This is a genomic window from Streptomyces sp. YJ-C3, assembly GCF_053891275.1.
Map to the genome: position 1 here is coordinate 2,164,629 of NZ_CM132685.1, position 17,548 is coordinate 2,182,176.

General features: G+C 72.6%; 14 protein-coding genes and 1 riboswitch. Of the genes, 10 read left to right on the forward strand and 4 right to left on the reverse strand.

Annotated elements, in window-relative coordinates; all coding sequences use genetic code 11:
• The first annotated feature begins 221 nt into the window (after nt 1-221).
• From ACVHNB_RS09595 to ACVHNB_RS09610, 4 genes are all read left to right on the forward strand, one after another.
• Nucleotides 222-1,577 (forward strand): M16 family metallopeptidase, encoded by a 1,356-nt coding sequence (locus ACVHNB_RS09595; RefSeq protein WP_456227817.1) that lies wholly within the window; start codon nt 222-224, stop codon nt 1,575-1,577.
• A gap of 17 nt (nt 1,578-1,594) precedes the next feature.
• On the forward strand, nt 1,595-2,962 hold the full coding sequence (locus ACVHNB_RS09600; protein WP_456228860.1) for a M16 family metallopeptidase: 1,368 nt from the start codon (nt 1,595-1,597) through the stop codon (nt 2,960-2,962).
• Nucleotides 2,963-3,199: 237 nt separating this feature from the next.
• Nucleotides 3,200-3,364, forward strand: a riboswitch (cyclic di-AMP (ydaO/yuaA leader).
• 12 nt (nt 3,365-3,376) lie between these two features.
• Nucleotides 3,377-4,165, forward strand: coding sequence for a M23 family metallopeptidase (locus ACVHNB_RS09605; protein WP_456227818.1), 789 nt, complete (start codon nt 3,377-3,379; stop codon nt 4,163-4,165).
• A gap of 223 nt (nt 4,166-4,388) precedes the next feature.
• On the forward strand, nt 4,389-5,075 hold the full coding sequence (locus ACVHNB_RS09610) for a GntR family transcriptional regulator (RefSeq protein WP_428951816.1): 687 nt from the start codon (nt 4,389-4,391) through the stop codon (nt 5,073-5,075).
• 205 nt (nt 5,076-5,280) lie between these two features.
• Here ACVHNB_RS09610 and ACVHNB_RS09615 read toward each other — a convergent pair whose 3' ends face one another.
• Nucleotides 5,281-5,562: an HPr family phosphocarrier protein gene (locus tag ACVHNB_RS09615; RefSeq protein ID WP_003993478.1), complete on the reverse strand. Its 282-nt coding sequence runs from the start codon at nt 5,560-5,562 to the stop codon at nt 5,281-5,283.
• Nucleotides 5,563-5,751: 189 nt separating this feature from the next.
• Here ACVHNB_RS09615 and ACVHNB_RS09620 point away from each other — a divergent pair, with 189 nt between their 5' ends.
• The 4 genes from ACVHNB_RS09620 (at nt 5,752) to ACVHNB_RS09635 (ending at nt 11,148) form a co-directional block, all read left to right on the forward strand.
• Nucleotides 5,752-8,580, forward strand: coding sequence for a bifunctional acetate--CoA ligase family protein/GNAT family N-acetyltransferase (locus ACVHNB_RS09620; protein ID WP_456227819.1), 2,829 nt, complete (start codon nt 5,752-5,754; stop codon nt 8,578-8,580).
• A gap of 83 nt (nt 8,581-8,663) precedes the next feature.
• A complete protein-coding gene (locus tag ACVHNB_RS09625; protein WP_428951814.1) occupies nt 8,664-9,251 on the forward strand; it encodes a DUF5998 family protein in 588 nt (195 codons plus the stop codon).
• Nucleotides 9,251-10,438 (forward strand): alkaline phosphatase family protein, encoded by a 1,188-nt coding sequence (locus ACVHNB_RS09630; protein ID WP_428951813.1) that lies wholly within the window; start codon nt 9,251-9,253, stop codon nt 10,436-10,438. The genes ACVHNB_RS09625 and ACVHNB_RS09630 overlap by 1 nt, the downstream gene beginning before the upstream one ends.
• A gap of 59 nt (nt 10,439-10,497) precedes the next feature.
• On the forward strand, nt 10,498-11,148 hold the full coding sequence (locus ACVHNB_RS09635) for a thymidine kinase (RefSeq protein WP_428951812.1): 651 nt from the start codon (nt 10,498-10,500) through the stop codon (nt 11,146-11,148).
• 10 nt (nt 11,149-11,158) lie between these two features.
• Here ACVHNB_RS09635 and ACVHNB_RS09640 read toward each other — a convergent pair whose 3' ends face one another.
• Together ACVHNB_RS09640 and ACVHNB_RS09645 are read right to left on the reverse strand one after the other, a co-directional pair.
• Nucleotides 11,159-12,112, reverse strand: coding sequence for an AraC-like ligand-binding domain-containing protein (locus ACVHNB_RS09640; protein WP_456227820.1), 954 nt, complete (start codon nt 12,110-12,112; stop codon nt 11,159-11,161).
• A gap of 286 nt (nt 12,113-12,398) precedes the next feature.
• Nucleotides 12,399-14,732 carry an ATP-binding protein gene (locus ACVHNB_RS09645; RefSeq protein WP_428951810.1) on the reverse strand — a complete coding sequence of 778 codons (2,334 nt, stop codon included), beginning with the start codon at nt 14,730-14,732 and terminating at the stop codon, nt 12,399-12,401.
• Between the two features lie 246 nt (nt 14,733-14,978).
• Here ACVHNB_RS09645 and ACVHNB_RS09650 point away from each other — a divergent pair, with 246 nt between their 5' ends.
• Nucleotides 14,979-15,950 (forward strand): alpha/beta hydrolase, encoded by a 972-nt coding sequence (locus ACVHNB_RS09650; RefSeq protein WP_428951809.1) that lies wholly within the window; start codon nt 14,979-14,981, stop codon nt 15,948-15,950.
• 28 nt (nt 15,951-15,978) lie between these two features.
• Entirely contained in the window at nt 15,979-16,698 is a 720-nt protein-coding gene (locus ACVHNB_RS09655) for an alpha/beta fold hydrolase (protein WP_456227821.1), read from the forward strand.
• 73 nt (nt 16,699-16,771) lie between these two features.
• Here the strand turns inward: ACVHNB_RS09655 and ACVHNB_RS09660 are convergent, their stop codons facing one another.
• Nucleotides 16,772-17,545: a VOC family protein gene (locus ACVHNB_RS09660; protein ID WP_456227822.1), complete on the reverse strand. Its 774-nt coding sequence runs from the start codon at nt 17,543-17,545 to the stop codon at nt 16,772-16,774.
• Between the last annotated feature and the right edge of the window lie 3 nt (nt 17,546-17,548).

The following is a 17,548-nucleotide window of genomic DNA, read 5'->3' on the forward strand; positions in this document are numbered from 1 at the left end:
TCGCGGACCATTGTGGACCGCCCCACTGACAACGCTGATCGCGACCCGTCCATACCGGGTGGTTCGCGGCCCGCTCGGGGGCTTCATGCTCGCTTACGGCGTAGCTCGAGCGGGAACTTCGCCAGGTGTCAGCACGCTTGCATACAGTGGCAGGACTGGCAGCAGTTCTGTGTTTTCAGTGTTCGCAGTGTTCTCCGTTCCCCGCGATCGAAGGGACCTACATGCCCATGGGTCACACGGCCACCGCCGAGGCCGGCTCCGGCGGCCTGACAGCGACCGAGCACCGGCTGGCCAACGGCCTGCGTGTGGTGCTCTCCGAGGATCACCTGACCCCGGTCGCGGCGGTCTGCCTCTGGTACGACGTCGGCTCGCGCCACGAGGTCAAGGGCCGTACGGGCCTGGCTCACCTTTTCGAGCACCTGATGTTCCAGGGCTCGAAGCAGGTGCACGGCAACGGTCACTTCGAGCTCGTCCAGGGCGCGGGCGGGTCGCTCAACGGCACGACGAGCTTCGAGCGGACGAACTACTTCGAGACCATGCCCGCCCACCAGCTGGAGCTCGCGCTCTGGCTGGAGGCCGACCGCATGGGCTCGCTGCTGGCCGCCCTCGACGAGGAGTCGATGGAGAACCAGCGGGACGTCGTGAAGAACGAGCGCCGTCAGCGCTACGACAACGTCCCCTACGGCACCGCGTTCGAGAAGCTGACCGCCCTCATGTACCCGGAGGGCCACCCGTACCACCACACGCCCATCGGCTCCATGGCCGACCTGGACGCGGCCACCCTCGAAGACGCGCGGAACTTCTTCCGCACCTACTACGCGCCCAACAACGCGGTGCTCTCCGTAGTGGGCGACATCGACCCCGAGGAGACGCTCGCCTGGGTCGAGAAGTACTTCGGCTCCATCCCCGGCCACGACGGCAAGGCCGCCCCGCGCGACGGTTCCCTGCCCGAGGTGATCGGCGGGCAGCTGCGCGAGGTCGTCGAGGAGGAGGTCCCCGCGCGCGCCCTCATGGCGGCCTACCGGCTCCCGGAGGACGGCACGCGCGCGTGCGACGCCGCCGACCTCGCCCTGACGGTCCTCGGCGGCGGCGAGTCGTCGCGGCTCTACAACCGTCTGGTGCGCCGCGACCGCACCGCCGTGGCCGCCGGGTTCGGACTGCTGCGCCTGGCCGGCGCGCCCTCCCTGGGCTGGCTCGACGTGAAGACCTCCGGAGACGTCGAGGTGCCGGTCATCGAGGCCGCCGTCGACGAGGAGCTCGCCCGGTTCGCCGAGGAGGGTCCCACGCCCGAGGAGATGGAGCGCGCCCAGGCCCAGTTGGAGCGCGAGTGGCTGGACCGGCTCGGCACCGTGGCGGGCCGCGCCGACGAACTGTGCCGCTACGCCGTACTGTTCGGCGACCCGCAGCTCGCGCTCACGGCCGTGCAGCGCGTCCTCGAGGTGACCGCCGAGGAGGTCCAGGAGGTCGCCAAGGCCCGCCTGCGCCCCGACAACCGCGCGGTCCTCGTGTACGAGCCGACGGCCCCCGCCGACCCCGATGACGAGAGCGACGAGAACGACGAGGAGGCGGGCCGGTGACCGAGCAGCTCGCGACCATGGACTTCCACCCCCAGCCGCAGGCCGGCGCGGCCAAGCCGTGGGCGTTCCCCGCCCCGGAGCGCGGCGAGCTCGCCAACGGCCTGACGGTGCTGCGCTGCCACCGTCCCGGCCAGCAGGTCGTCGCCGTCGAGATCAACCTGGACGCGCCGCTGGACGCCGAGCCCGCCGGGCTCGACGGCGTCGCCACGATCATGGCGCGTGCCTTCAACGAGGGCACCGACAAGCACTCCGCGGAGGAGTTCGCGGCGGAACTGGAGCGCTGCGGCGCCACGTTGGACGCGCACGCCGACCACCCCGGCGTCCGCGTCTCCCTGGAAGTGCCGGTCTCCCGCCTCCCCAAGGGGCTGGCCCTGCTGGCCGACGCCCTGCGGGCGCCCGCCTTCGCGGACAGCGAGATCGAGCGCCTCGTCCGCAACCGCCTGGACGAGATCCCGCACGAGAGCGCCAACCCGGCCCGCCGCGCCGCCAAGGAGCTCTCCAGGCAGCTCTTCCCGGCCGGCTCGCGCATGTCGCGCCCGCGTCAGGGCACCGAGGAGACCGTCGCCGCCATCGACGCGGTGGCCGTGCGCGCCTTCTACGAGAAGCACGTACGTCCCGCCACCGGGACCGTCGTCGTGGTGGGCGACCTGACGGGCACCGACCTCGACGCCCTCCTCGCGGACACGCTCGGCGCCTGGACCGGCGACACGAGCGAGCCGCGCCCGGCGCCGCCGGTCACCGCGGACGACACCGGCCGGGTCGTCGTCGTGGACCGTCCGGGAGCGGTGCAGACGCAGCTGCTCATCGGCCGGATCGGGCCCGACAAGCACGACCGCGTGTGGGCGGCGCAGATCCTCGGCACGTACTGCCTCGGCGGCACGCTCACCTCGCGCCTGGACCGCGTCCTGCGCGAGGAGAAGGGCTACACCTACGGTGTGCGGTCCTTCGCCCAGGTGCTGCGGTCCGCGCCCGACGGGACGGGCGCGGCGATGCTCGCCATCAGCGGCTCCGTGGACACGCCGAACACCGGACCCGCGCTCGACGACCTCTGGAAGGTCCTGCGCACGCTGGCCGCCGAGGGCCTCACGGACGCGGAACGCGACACGGCCGTGCAGAACCTGGTGGGTGTGGCCCCGCTGAAGTTCGAGACGGCCGCGGCGGTCGCGGGCACCCTCGCCGACCAGGTCGAGCAGCAGCTGCCGGACGACTTCCAGGCCCGGCTGTACCGCCAACTCGCCGAGACGGGCACCGTGGAGGCCACTGCGGCGGTCGTGAACGCCTTCCCGGCCGACCGGCTGGTGACGATCCTCGTGGGCGACGCCGCGCAGATCGAGGAGCCCGTCAGGGCCCTCGGCATCGGTGAGGTGACCGTGGTCACGGGCTGACCCCCGTCCCGCACGCCGCACGAAGCCCCGATGGTCACGCCGACCACCGGGGCTTCGTGCTGTCGCTCACGTCCGTCCACGACCGACCTTGGATCACGAATGTCCGAATTGGGGCGGAGGTTGCCTGTCTGGTCTGTGGCATGCACTACAAAAGCCGGGATCCGTTTGTTGATTAAAAGATGTCCCGTTTAGCGTCGGTCCGGCTGTCCGCCAGACCTACGTCGCGCCCGCGACACCGGACAGTCATCGCCGAGTCCCCCACGGCGCGAGCCAGGGGAGCCGGGGACCCACCGCAGTCCCTGGGGTGAATCGGACGCTCTTCCCGTACGGGGAGGGTGTCCGTAGGAGACCTTCCTGCTCCGAACCCGTCAGCTAACCCGGTAGGCGAGAGGGAAGGAAAGGACCAGCCACTTCATGGCGTTCACCCGTGCCACCGGGAAGCACCGTCGTCCCAGCCGTCTCACGCGTACCACCGCGCAGGTCGCGGGTGTCGCGGCGATCACCACGACCGGTGTCCTCGGAGGCCTCGCCGCCCCCGCTCTCGCCGCCGACAACGCGGCCGCCGACCAGAACGGCCTGACCCAGGCCATCGCCATCGGCGACTCCCTGGCCGACCAGATCGACGCGCAGGCCTCCGCGCAGAAGAAGGCCGCCGCTGAAGCCGCCGCCAAGAAGAAGGCCGAGGCCGAGGCGAAGAAGAAGGCCCAGGAGGCCAAGCGCGAGGCCGAGGCGAAGGCCAAGAAGGAGCGCGAGGCCAAGGAGCGCGCCGCCCGTGAGGCCGAGCGCAAGCGCCTCAACTCCTTCGTGGCACCGATCACCGGCTCCTACGTCTCCACCGCCTACAAGGCGAGCAGCGGCCTGTGGTCCTCCGGCAGCCACACCGGCATCGACTTCCACGCGGCGAGCGGCACCTCCGTGCACGCCGTGGGCTCCGGCACCGTCGTCGAGGCCGGCTGGGGCGGCGCGTACGGCAACAACATCGTGATCAAGATGAACGACGGCACGTACACCCAGTACGGTCACCTGTCGTCCATCGGTGTCTCCGTCGGCCAGGCCGTCACCCCCGGCCAGCAGATAGGCCTCTCCGGCGCCACCGGCAACGTCACGGGCCCGCACCTCCACTTCGAGGCCCGCACGACCCCCGACTACGGCTCCGACATGGACCCCGTCGCGTACCTCCGCTCGCACGGCGTGAACGTCTGACGCATCCGCAGCAGCAGTCCCCGAAAGCCCCGGCCGCCGAGCCGGGGCTTTCGCGTGTGCACGCTGTTCCTGTCCAAAAAATATCCATGGATTCCGGCCTGCCGTCGGAAATTCAAGGAGGGTGGAATAGAGTCACTGGGCGGGCGCGTCGAACAGGTGTCAATCGCGCTTGCACGGGCGTCAATCGACCGCGTTTCGCGGGGATTAAGGCGGAGGTCGGGTCATGCGCATTCCCGCGCACTCGGTATGCACGGCGATCCGCGACGACATCGTCGCGGGTGTCTACGAGCGCGGCAGCAGGCTCACCGAGGAACTGCTCGCGCGCCGCTACGGGGTCTCGCGCGTCCCGGTCCGCGAGGCGCTGCGCACCCTGGAGGCCGAGGGCTTCGTCGTCACGCGCAGGCACGCGGGCGCGTGCGTGGCCGAACCCACCGAGCAGGAGGCCGCCGACCTGCTGGAGATCCGCATGCTGCTGGAGCCGCTGGGTGCCGCGCGCGCCGCGCAGCGTCGCACCGAGGCCCACCTCAAGGTGCTGCGTGGCCTGGTCAGGCTGGGGCAGGAGCGCTCCAGGCGGGGCCAGAGCGAGGATCTGCGCTCCCTGGGCGGCTGGTTCCACGAGACCCTCGCACAGGCCTCGGGAAGCCCCGGCCTGATCACCCTGCTCACCCAGCTCCGGCACAAGATCGCGTGGATGTACGCCGTCGAGACCCCGGCCCAGCCGGGCGATTCCTGGGCGGAGCACGGCGCCATCGTGGACGCGGTGGCCCGCGGCGACGCCGAGCGGGCCCGCTCCCTGACCGCCCTGCACACCGAGCGCGCCGTCACGGCCCACCGGCTGCGCGTCCCCCGTGCGGGCGACCGTGTGAGGACTTCGCAACATGCCGTAAACACGGCGGGGCTCCAGCATTAACAGGGGGGCCGTATACAAAGAAGTGCGGTATTCATCGAATGAGCCGCGCAGTATCTTTTGCCGCCCTGATTAAAGACGTCCAGTGCGGTGTAATTCTGCTGCCCTATTCGGCGTGCTTGAATTTCGCGCGGTGGTGTCCGAATGCGAAAACGGCGGAGCCGCGCGCCCTCGAAGGGAAACGCGCGGCTCCGCCGAACTGATGGGATCAGACGGTCTCGGGAAGCTCCTCGAGGCCCTCGGAGACCAGCTTCGCCAGACGGTCGAGCGCGGCGTCCGCACCCTCGGCGTCGGAGGCCAGGACGATCTCCTCGCCGCCCTGGGCGCCCAGGCCCAGCACCGCGAGCATGGAGGCGGCGTTGACCGGGTTGCCGTCAGCCTTGGCGATCGTCACGGGGACGCCGGCCGCCGTGGCCGCGCGGACGAAGATGGAGGCGGGGCGGGCGTGGAGGCCCTCGGCCCAGCCGACGTTGACGCGGCGCTCAGCCATGTGATGCTGCCCTTCAGGTGTCTCACGGTTGTCTAGACCATTCTCACACACCGTGGAGCGTGCTCGACGCGGACCCAGGTCCCCTCCGAGCACTGCCCTTCGGCCTTCCATAGCCTGCCTCCCACGCGCGCGGGCCGCGACCCGTACGACTGTCGCCCGCTTGTCGGTGGCCAGCCCTACCCTTGCGGCATGGAGACCCCGTCGGACCGGCACGCCTACCCCGCCCACTGGGAGGCCGACGTCGTGCTGCGCGACGGCGGCACCGCCCGGATCAGGCCCATCACCACCGACGACGCCGAGCGCCTGACCAGCTTCTACGAGCAGGTCTCGGACGAGTCGAAGTACTACCGCTTCTTCGCGCCCTACCCCCGTCTGTCCGACAAAGACGTCCACCGCTTCACCCATCACGACTACGTGGACCGCGTCGGCCTGGCCGCCACGGTGGGCGGCGAGTTCATCGCGACCGTCCGCTACGACCGGATCGACCCGAACGGCAGACCCGCCTCCGCGCCCGCCGACGAGGCCGAGGTCGCCTTCCTCGTGCAGGACGCCCATCAGGGGCGCGGCGTGGCGTCCGCCCTTCTGGAGCACATCGCCGCCGTCGCCCGGGAGCGCGGCATCCGCCGGTTCGCCGCCGAGGTGCTCCCCGCCAACACCAAAATGATCAAGGTGTTCACGGACGCCGGATACACCCAGAAGCGCAGCTTCGAGGACGGCGTCGTCCGCCTGGAGTTCGACCTGGAGCCCACGGAGGCGTCCCTCGCGGTGCAGCGCGCCCGTGAGCAGCGTGCCGAGGCCCGTTCCGTGCAGCGGCTCCTCGCCCCCGGCTCCGTCGCGGTGATCGGCGTGGGGCGGGCACCCGGAGGAGTGGGCCGCAGCGTTCTGGACAACCTCAAGGACGCGGGCTTCACGGGCCGCCTGTATGCGGTGAACAAGGCGTTCCCCGGGGACCTGACCGAGGTCGACGGCGTTCCCGCGCACCGCTGCGTCCGCGACATCGACCCGGCCGAGCCCGTCGACCTGGCCGTCGTCGCCGTACCCGCGCCGCACGTGCCCGACGTCGTCGCCGAGTGCGGTGAACGGGGTGTGCAGGGCCTGGTCGTGGTCTCCGCCGGATACGCCGAGAGCGGCGCCGAGGGCCGCGAGCGCCAGCGGGAACTGGTGCGCCAGGCCCGCACCTACGGAATGCGCATCGTCGGGCCGAACGCGTTCGGCGTCGTCAACACGTCCCCGGACGTACGACTCAACGCCTCGCTCGCCCCCGAGATGCCCCGCCCCGGCCGCATCGGCCTGTTCGCCCAGTCCGGCGCCATCGGCATCGCCCTGCTGGCCCGCCTGCACCGACGGGGCGGAGGAGTGACCGGCGCCACGGGGATCTCGACGTTCGTCTCCGCGGGCAACCGCGCCGACGTCTCCGGGAACGACGTCCTTCAGTACTGGTACGACGACCCGGACACGGACGTCGCCCTCATGTACCTCGAATCCATCGGCAACCCGCGCAAGTTCACCCGCCTCGCCCGCCGTACCGCCGCCGCCAAGCCCCTCGTGGTCGTCCAGGGCGCCCGGCAGAGCGGCATCGCCCCCACAGGGCACGCCGTACGCGCCACCCGCCTCCCGTACGCCACGGTCTCCGCGCTGCTGCGGCAGGCCGGCGTCATCCGGGTCGACACGATCACCGAGCTCGTCGACACCGGTCTCCTCCTGGCCCGCCAGCCGCTGCCCGCCGGACCGCGCGTCGCCATCCTGGGCAACTCCGAGTCGCTCGGCCTGCTGACCTACGACGTGTGCCTCTCCGAGGGACTGCGTCCCAAGACGCCCCGGGACCTGACCACGGCCGCCTCCGCGGCGGACTTCCGCGCGGCCCTCGATGAGGCGCTCGCCGACGACAAGACCGACGCGGTCGTCGTCACCGCGATGCCCGCGGTGGGGGAGGGCCCCACCGAGGACGCCGAGCTGGCGGCGGCCCTGAGCGCCGCCGCCGCGGCAGCGCCCACGAAGCCCGTGCTCGTCGTCCACGTCGAACTGGGCGGCCTCGCCGAGGCCCTCTCCGCCGCGACCAGCACCGGCCCCAACGCCCCGGACGCCCCCGACACCCAGACGCCCAGGACTCTCCCCGCGACAGCCGACACCCCCGAAGGCACCCCGCGCCTCATCCCCGCCTACCCCGCGGCCGAGCGCGCCGTCCACGCCCTCTCCGAAGTCGTGAAGTACGCCCAGTGGCGGCGCGACGCGGCCGAGCCCGGCAAGGTGCCCGAGTACGACGGCATCGACGAGTCCGGGGCCGCCGACCTCATCACCGAGCTGCTCGCCAAGGAGGACGACCCGCGCGGCATCGAGCTCGCCCCGGACGACGCCCGCGCGTTGCTCGCCCGGTACGGCATCGGCGTACGGCAGACGCTGCCCGCACCCGACGCCGACCGGGCCGCCGAGGCCGCGCGCACCCTCGGCTACCCCGTGGCCCTCAAGACGACCGCCCCGCACCTGCGCCACCGCGCCGACCTCGGCGGCGTACGCCTGGACCTCGCCGACGAGACCGACCTGCGCCGCGCCTACGAAGAACTGACCGAGCAGCTCGGCAAACCGGCCGAGCTGCGCCCCGTGGTGCAGGCGATGGCACCGCGCGGCGTCGACACGGTCGTCCGGGCCGTCATCGACCCGGCGGCCGGAGCGGTGCTCTCCTTCGGCCTGGCCGGAGCGGCGTCCGAGCTGCTCGGCGACACCGCGCACCGGCTGATCCCGGTCACCGACCAGGACGCCCGCGCAATCATCCGCTCCATCAAGACGGCGCCGATCCTGTTCGGCTGGCGCGGCGCCGCCCCCGTCGACACCCCCGCCCTGGAGGAGCTGCTGCAACGCGTGTCCCGTCTCGTCGACGACCACCCCGAGGTGGTCGGGGTGGCCCTCGAACCGGTGGTCGTCGCCCCGCACGGACTGACCGTGCTCGGCGCCTCCGTCCGGCTCGCGCCGCCACCCGCCCGCGACGACCTCGGCCCGCGCACCCTGCCTGTCGCGTACTGACCGGCACCCCCCCGCGAAATGCCCTCACGGAGGGTTATCCACAGGCGCAACGACAGTCTCTCCCCGGCCTTAGGATGGACCCCATGGCCAAGACCAGTACGACGACCCAAGGGCTGCGAGCGGCGATCGAGCGCAGCGGCTACTACCCGGCCCTCGTGGCCGAGGCGGTGGAGGCCGCGGTCGGCGGCGAGCCCATCTCGTCGTACCTCGTGCACCAGGAGACCACGTTCGACGCGAACGAGGTCCGTCGTCATGTCACCGTCCTGGTCCTGACCGACACCCGCTTCATCGTCAGCCACACCGACGAGCAGGCGGCCGACACGACCTCCCCGACGCCGTACGCGACGACGTCCACGGAGTCCGTGAAGCTCGACCGGATCTCCTCGGTGGTGCTCAGCCGTGTCGTCGCCAATCCGGAGAAGTACGTTCCGGGCACGCTGCCGCGCGAGGTCGTCCTCACCATCGGCTGGGGCGCGGTCTCCCGGATCGACCTGGAGCCGGCCGCCTGTGGCGACCCCAACTGCGAGGCGGACCACGGCTACACGGGCAGCTCGACCGCCGACGACCTGAGCCTGCGCGTCAGCGAGGCGGGCGACGGACCGGAGACCGTGCGCCAGGCCCTCGCCTTCGCCCAGTCCCTCTCCGAGGCCACCGCGGACGCGGGACGCTGATGACGCAGGCCGCCTGGGACGACGTAGAGCCGCTGCCCGTCCACTCCGCTCCCGTCCCGGCGTACGGCACCGGCTCCCTCGCCGACCTGCTGCCCACCCTCGGCTTCCACCTGGGCGTTCCCGGCTGCGCGGCCGCGATCCCGGAGCTCGCTCCGGTCGACCGCGCCTGCGTCTTCCTCATCGACGGCCTCGGCTGGGAGCAGCTGAGGGCCCACCCCGACGAGGCGCCCTTCCTGAGCTCGCTCATGGCGTCCTCGCGCGGCGGCACCGGCAGCCCGATCACCGCGGGCTACCCGGCCACCACCGCGACCTCCCTCGCCTCGGTCGGCACCGGCCTGCCGCCCGGCGCGCACGGCCTGCCCGGCTACACCGTGCGCAACCCGGCCACCGGCGAGCTGATGAACCAGCTCCGCTGGAATCCGTGGACGAAGCCGCAGGTCTGGCAGCCGTACCCGACGGTCTTCCAGCGCGCCCACGAGGCCGGAGTCCACACGGCCCAGGTCTCCGCCCCCCACTTCCAGTCGACCCCCCTCACCAAGATCGCGCTCAGCGGCGGCACCTTCCACGGCCGGCTGTCCGGCGAGGACCGCATGGACCTGGCCGCCGAGCAACTGGCCGCCGGTGACCGGTCGTTGGTGTACACGTACTACAGCGAGGTCGACGGCAAGGGGCACCGCTTCGGCGTCGACTCCGACCCGTGGCGCGGCCAGCTCATGTACGTCGACCGGCTCGCCCAGCGCCTCGCCGAGCAACTCCCGCCGCGCAGCGCCCTGTACGTGACCGCCGACCACGGCATGGTCGACATCCCCTTCGACGAGCAGTCCCGGATCGACTTCGACGAGGACTGGGAACTGGGCGCGGGTGTCGCCCTGCTGGGCGGCGAGGGCCGCGCGCGCCACGTGTACGCGGTGCCCGGCGCGCAGGGCGACGTGCTGGCCGTGTGGCGCGAGGTGCTCGGCGAGCAGTTCTGGATCGCGAGCCGCGACGAGGCGATCGCGGCCGGCTGGTTCGGTCCGCAGATCGATCAGCGGGTGTACGACCGGCTCGGCGACGTCATCGCCGCGGCCCGCGACGACGTGGTCATCATCGCGTCGCGGAACGAGCCGAAGGAGTCCCTGATGGTCGGCAACCACGGCTCCATGACCCCGGCGGAACAGCTCGTACCGCTCCTCGAAGTCCGTTCGTGAGGACCCGTCCGCCCGTCTCCCCCCTCTCTTCCCGTCACGCGAAAGGTGCTCGACTCCCCATGCCAGAGCTGGTGTTCTTCTCCGGAACGATGGACTGCGGAAAGAGCACCCTGGCTCTGCAGATCGAGCACAACCGCTCGGCCCGCGGACTGCAGGGGATGATCTTCACCCGTGACGACCGGGCCGGCGAGGGAAAGCTTTCTTCACGTCTGGGCCTGGTCACCGACGCCGTGGAGGTCGCCGATGACCTGGACGTGTACGCGTACGTCGTCGACCGCCTCTCCCAGGGCGGCAAGGTGGACTACGTGATCGCGGACGAGGCGCAGTTCCTCGCCCCCGAGCAGATCGACCAGCTCGCCCGCGTCGTCGACGACCTCGACCTGGACGTCTACGCCTTCGGGATCACCACCGACTTCCGCTCCAAGCTGTTCCCCGGCTCCCAGCGCCTGGTCGAACTCGCCGACCGCGTAGAGGTGTTGCAGGTCGAGGCGCTGTGCTGGTGCGGCGCGCGCGCCACGCACAACGCGCGCACCATCAACGGTGAGATGGTCGTCGAGGGCGCCCAGGTCGTCGTCGGCGATGTGAACCACGCCGAGGACGAGGTCGGCTACGAGGTGCTGTGCCGACGGCACCACCGCAGGCGGGCGACGAGCGCGACGGCCCGCGCCGTGGCCCTGTCCCCGGACGTGCTGCCGGTCGCCTCCGCCTGACCGCCGAGGATCACGACGCGGCCATCCGCAACGCCCGCCACTCCCGCGGCGAATGCCCGTAGGCGCCGCGGAACGAGCGGCTGAAATGGGCGGAGTTGACGAAGCCCCAGCGATGGGCCACGGCCGAGACGCTGGGGCCGGGGCCGCCGCCGCGGGTGAGGTCGCGGGCGCACTCCTCCAGCCGGCGCCGCTGGATGAGCCGGCCGACCGTGATGCCCTCGCCCTCGAAGAGCCGGTGCAGGTACCGCACGGAGATGTGCTGTGCGGCCGCGACCGTCTCCGGTGACAGCGCGGGATCCTGGAGGTTGCGGTCGATGTGGTCGCGGATCCGCCGCAGCAGGTCGCCGCGCGCGCTGTCCGCCGAGTCCCTCGTGACGCGCTCCGTCACCAGCGTGGCGAACAGGTCCACGACGCCCGCCGCGAGGCGCTCGGCGATCGGCGGCGCGTAGGAGTGGGCCGACGCGATCAGCGAGGCCAGGAACGGCATGAAGACCGCCCCGATGCCCTCCGCCGTACTGATGGCGGTGCCGCTGATCCGGCCGAGGTCCGCGTCCGGCAGGTTCAGCGCGTGGCGGGGCAGATGGGCGACACGGCCCGCGAACGGCTCGGGGAAGTCCAGGGTGTACGGCCGGCTCGTGTCGTAGACGAGGAGTTCACCCGCGTCCACGACGGTGCTCCGGCCGTCCTGCAGAAACGTCGCCGTGCCCGCCACCTGGACATGGGCCGCCACGAACGCCTCCGGCGAGCGGGCGATGTGCTCCCGCGTACGGCTGACGCGCTGCGCGCCCGCCTCGACGCTGGAGAGCCGCAACTGCCCCAGGCGGTCGGAGACGATCCGCCCCACCAGAGGGCCGTCACCGTGCGGCACCACGTGCATCGGGACGAGGGCCCGGCCGACGGCGTCGCGCCAGTGACCGAGCCGCTCCGGGCCGGGAAGCGAATCAGTCGTCACGACCAGGCTCAACCCGGTTCTCCTCTCCACCTGTGCGGTACCGGCGGAGGCCGTGGACACACGGTGTGTCCCGGACCGGGTGCCGCCCGCGCCCGCACGGGGACGACAGAGCACGACACCGGAGCCGGGCGACGACGGTGGGGCCCGGATTCCCCGCCGTGACCAGCCAAGCACCGACCCCGAGCGGGCTCCAGGCACAAAGCAGGCAGAAAGAGTGGGGTTCCGGACGAGCCGGCCGGCTGTGCGCCCGGGGAACAGTGCGGTGCACGCGGAGAACAGACGCCAGTCCCCGCGACGGCTACGGTGAGGACAGTGGTTCGGCGCGGGCGGCCCCCCGGCCGTCGTCCCACGAGGCCAGTCGCTCCCGGGCCCGCGCGACGCGTTGCGGATCCGCGTCCGGCCCGAGCGCGAGGCAGCGCAGGAGCGCCTCGCGCGCCTCCTCGTCCCGCCCGGCGGCCACCAGCGCGTCGCACAGGTGGGTGAGCTGGCGGCTCTCCAACGCGGCGTTGCCCAGCGTCCGGCACAGGGCGACGGAGTCCCGCAGCCGGGCCACCGCCTCCTCCCAGCGGCCGAGCCGGCCGTAGCACAGCCCGATCCCGGACAGCAGCCCCTGCCGGTTCGTCCGGGCGATGTGCGGCTCCACCTGATCGGCGACCTCGTCGAGCAGCGCGAGCGTCGCCCGGTACGCGGCGAGGACCTTCTGGTCGTCACCCTCGGACTCCAGGAGCATCGCCTGGGCGTGCATGGCCTGGAGCGTGCCGTGCAGGTCGCCCGCCTCCCGGAACAGGGCCACCGACCGGTCCAGATGCTCGTACGACCGCCGCAGTTCGCCCAGCAGCCGGTGCGCCCAGCTCGCGTACTGATGGGCCCAGGCCTCCTGCTCCCGGTCGCCGGCCCGCCGCGCGGCGGCCAGTGCCCGCGCGGAGAGCGGCAGACTGTCGCGCGGCCGGCCCTCGCACAACAGCACGGCCCAGGCGTGGTAGTTGAGGTGCGTCGCTGTCAGGAGGGGATCGTCGAGGGCCGCCGCGGAGCGCGCCGCGGTCCCGAAGACCTCCGGCCAGTGCCCCCAGAAGATCCACTGGTCGGAGAACCAGTGCAGGGCCTCCGCCACCTCCACCACTCGGGCGTGCTCTCCGTCGCGCGCGGCGGCCCGCAGCGCCTCCAGCCAGTTGAGCCCCTCGTCCTGCAGCCAGCGGCGCGCACGGTCGGCGGACGACAGGTCCACCAGGCCCCGCCAGGAAGCGGGCGGCGCTCCGTGATCGGGCTCGTACCAGCGGCCCGCCACCACCGCCGTCTCCAGCAGCCAGCGCCGCATCGTCCGCCGGGCGAGGTCCGCGTCGCCGGGCGGCTCCTCCGCCGTCAGACGCTGGTCCGCGTACAGCCGCAGCAGGTCGTGCAGCCGGTAGCGGTCCCCGGCCGCGCCGAGCAGCCCCGCCTCGACCAGCTCCTCCAGCGTGTCCTCGGCGTCGAACAGGTCCTGCCCGGTGAGCCGCGCCGCGCACGGCGCGCTCGCGTCGGGGCCCGGAACCAGAGAGAGGCGCCGGAACATCCGGGCCGCGGTCGGCGTCAGCTGCCGGTAGGAGAGGTCGAAGGCGCCCGACACGCGGACGTCCCCTGCGGCCAGCGCGTCCAGCCGGCGCTCCGCGTGCGCCAGCCGGTCGGCGAGCCGGCGCACCGTCCACCCCGTCCGCGTGGCCAGCCAGTTGCCCGCCACCCGCAGGGCCAGCGACAGATGGCCGCACCGCAGGGCCACGTCCGCGAGGGCGTCGGGCTCGGCGGCGGCCCGCTCCTTGCCGATCAGCAGGGTGAGGAACTCCGCGGCCTCACCCGGGCTGAGCTCCCCGAGCGGCAGCCGGTGCACGGCGGCCAGGCCGGTCAGCATGCGGCGGCTCGTCACCACGACCAGACTCGCGCCCGAGCCGGGCAGCAGCGGACGCACCTGTGCCTCGTCGCGGGCGTTGTCCAGCACCAGCAGGCACCGCCGTTCGGCCAGCACCTGCCGGTAGAGCTCCGGATGAGCCTGGGGTCCGGCCTTGGCCAGGTCCCGGTCCGGCACCCCGAGAGCCTTGAGGACCGCGACCATCAGTTCGGACGGGGACGGCGGCGTACCGTCCGTCCCGCGCAGATCGATCATGAGCTGGCCGTGCGGGAAACGGTCGGCGAGCCGGCGGGAGGCGTGCAGCGCGAGGGTCGTCTTGCCGGTCCCCGGGGCCCCGGACACCGCCACCACGACGGGCGGCCCCAGCACGGAGTCCCGCTGTGACGCGTCCAGTACGGCGGCCCGGCCCGCGGCCTCGGCGGCGAGTTCGGCCAGGCGGCCGAGCTCCGGCTCCCGGCCGACGAAGTCGTCGATGCCGCGCGGGAAGGCGCGCACCCCCGCCGGGCTGTAACCGGGGGAGCGGCCGGCCCGGGCCGCCGCGAGCAGCCGCTCCCGGTCGGCCCCGTCCAGACCGAGGCCGTCCGCGAGCGCGGCCACCGTGCGCCGCTGCGGCGCCGCCCGACGCCCCCGCTCCAGGTCGCCGATGCCGCGGACGCTCGTACCGGACGCCTCGGCCAGCCCCTCGATGGTCAGCGACGTGGCCAGCCGCAACTCCCGCAGCAGCGCCCCGAACGTCTCCCGCGCCTCGCTCAATCCCGTCCCCTGCCCTGGATCCCCGGCCCCCGAATGATCATCCGGATTCTATGAGGCGCCGGGCACACCGGTGCATCCCGGCCCCAACGGCCCGCCGCCGCCCAATCCGGTCGAACACCCGGGATCCTGCGCTGTCGGAAAAGTACCGGTGCGCTCCTGGTCAACTGCCGCCCTGGACAGGCTCCTAGCGTGACGGGGAACGGTCCCCGACGCACCGGTGGACCGACGACACGCCAGGAGATCGCCATGCCCGACGCCATCGAGCCCGTCCAGCCGGTACTGGAACCCGCCGCAGCAGCCTTCGCCGAGGCCACGGCCGAGCCTCCCTACCTGTTCGACCTGCTTCCGGCGGAGGGCCGCAAGGCCGTCGACGAGGTGCAGTCCGGCCAGGTCGAGATGCCCGCCGTCGACGAGGAGTGGATCACCGTCTCCGGCGGCCCCACCGGCAGCGTCCGGGCCCGCATCGTCAAGCCCGCCGGCAGCACCGCAACCCTGCCCGTCGTCCTCTACATCCACGGTGCGGGCTGGGTCTTCGGCAACGCCCACACCCACGACCGGCTGGTCCGCGAACTCGCCGTCGGCGCACAGGCGGCCGTCGTCTTCCCCGAGTACGACCTGTCGCCGGAGGCCCGCTACCCGGTCGCGATCGAGCAGAACTTCGCGGTCGCCCAGTGGGTCGTGGAACAGGGCGCCACCAAGGGCCTCGACGGCACGCGCCTCGCCGTCGCCGGTGACTCCGTCGGCGGCAACATGACCGCGGCCCTGACCCTCATGGCCAAGGAGCGCGGCGGCATCCCGCTGCTGCACCAGGTGCTGTTCTACCCGGTCACGGACGCGGCCTTCGACACGGGCTCGTACCACCAGTTCGCCACCGGCTACTTCCTGCGCCGCGACGGCATGCAGTGGTTCTGGGACCAGTACACGACCGACGAGAGCGAGCGCGCGCAGATCACCGCCTCGCCGCTGCGGGCGACCACCGAGCAGCTCGCGGACCTGCCGCCCGCCCTCGTCATCACCGGCGAGGCCGACGTCCTGCGCGACGAGGGCGAGGCGTACGCGAACAAGCTGCGCGCGGCCGGTGTCCCCGTCACCGCCGTCCGCTTCCAGGGCATCATCCACGACTTCGTCATGCTCAACGCCCTGCGCGAGACGTACGCCGCCGAGGCCGCCATCGCGCTGGCCGTCAGCACCCTGCGCTCCGCCCTGCACACCGCCTGACGCCCGCCCGCACGCCACAAGGAGAGACATGACGAACCCGACCCCGACCGTGGTCCTGGTCCACGGCGCGTTCGCCGACGCGACGAGCTGGTCCGGTGTCATCGCCGCACTGCAGAGCCACGGCATCCCCGTGATCGCCCCGCCCAACCCGCTGCGCGGCCTGGCCGACGACGCCGCGTACATCGCTTCGGTGGTCGCCCGGATCGACGGTCCCGTCGTCCTGGTCGGCCACTCCTACGGAGGCGCGCTGATCACAGTCGCCGGGACCGCCGAGAACGTCGTCGGCCTCGTCTACGTGGCGGCGTACGTCCTGGAGGAGGGCGAGAGCCTCGGTGAGCTCCAGGGCCGATTCCCCGGAACACCGCTGGTCAGCAACCTGGAGCAGGGAACGTACCCCGTCGCGGGCGGCGGTACGGCCGTCGAGGTCACCATCGCGCGGGACGCCTTCCCGACGGTCTTCGCGGCCGATGTCCCCGCCGAGGTGACGCAGGTGCTGGCGGTGGCCCAACGGCCGCTCGCCGCCGGGGCGTTCGAGGAGAAGGCGACCGCAGCGGCCTGGCGCACCACGCCGTCGTGGGCGCTCGTGGCCGCGGCCGACCAGGCGATCAACCCCGAGGTGGAGCGCTACGGAGCCAAGCGGGCCGGAGCGACCGTCGTCGAGATCGAGGGCGCCTCGCACGCGGTCGCGGTCTCCCGCCCGAAGGAAGTCGCCCAGCTCATCCGCGACGCGGTGCTCGCCACGTCCTGAGTACCGGACCACCGTGCGGGGCGACCGGGTGCACTCGGCCGCCCCGCACGGTGGTTGCCGCGTTCCGGGCCCGTCAGCGTTCCGACGACACCAGCGCGAAGCGGGCCCCTTCGGGATCCGCCACCGTGGCCACCCGCCCGTGCGAGCCGTCCCGCGGGGGCTTGACGGTGTGCCCGCCCAGGTCGGCCACCCGCTCCACCGCCTCGTCGACGTCCCCGACCTCGAAGTACGTCATCCAGTGCGGGCCCCGGTCGCGCGGCAGCGCGTGTCCGACGCCCTGCATGGAGGCCACCGGACGCCCCTCCAGCTGCAGCGTCAGGCAGTCGAAGTCGGCCGAGACGACGGCCTCCTCGGCGTACCCGAAGACCGCCTGGTAGAACTTCGCGACGCTCGCGGTCTCCCGCGTCACCAGCTCGTTCCACGACACCGCACCCGGTACGGCGGTCACCGCCATGCCCAGATGCGCCGCCGCCTGCCAGATGCCGAACACCGCGCCCGACGGATCGGAGCAGATCGCCATCCGGCCCGCCTCGCCGGCGTCCAGCGGGCCGACGCCCACCGTGCCGCCGCAGTGCCGCACCGTCTCGGCCGTCGCGTCCACGTCGTCCGAGGCCAGGTAGGGGGTCCAGGCGACCGGCAGATGACGGTCGGCCGGCATCCGGCCGATGCCGGCCACCTCCCTCCCGTCCAGGAGCGCCCGCGCGTACGGGCCGAGCTGCTGCGGCCCCGGCCTGAACTCCCAGCCGAACAGCGCCCCGTAGAACTCCTGGGTCGCGGCCATGTCGTGCACCATCAGGCTCACCCAGCAAGGTGTGCCCGGTGCGCGCCGGGCTGCTGCCTCGGTCATCGT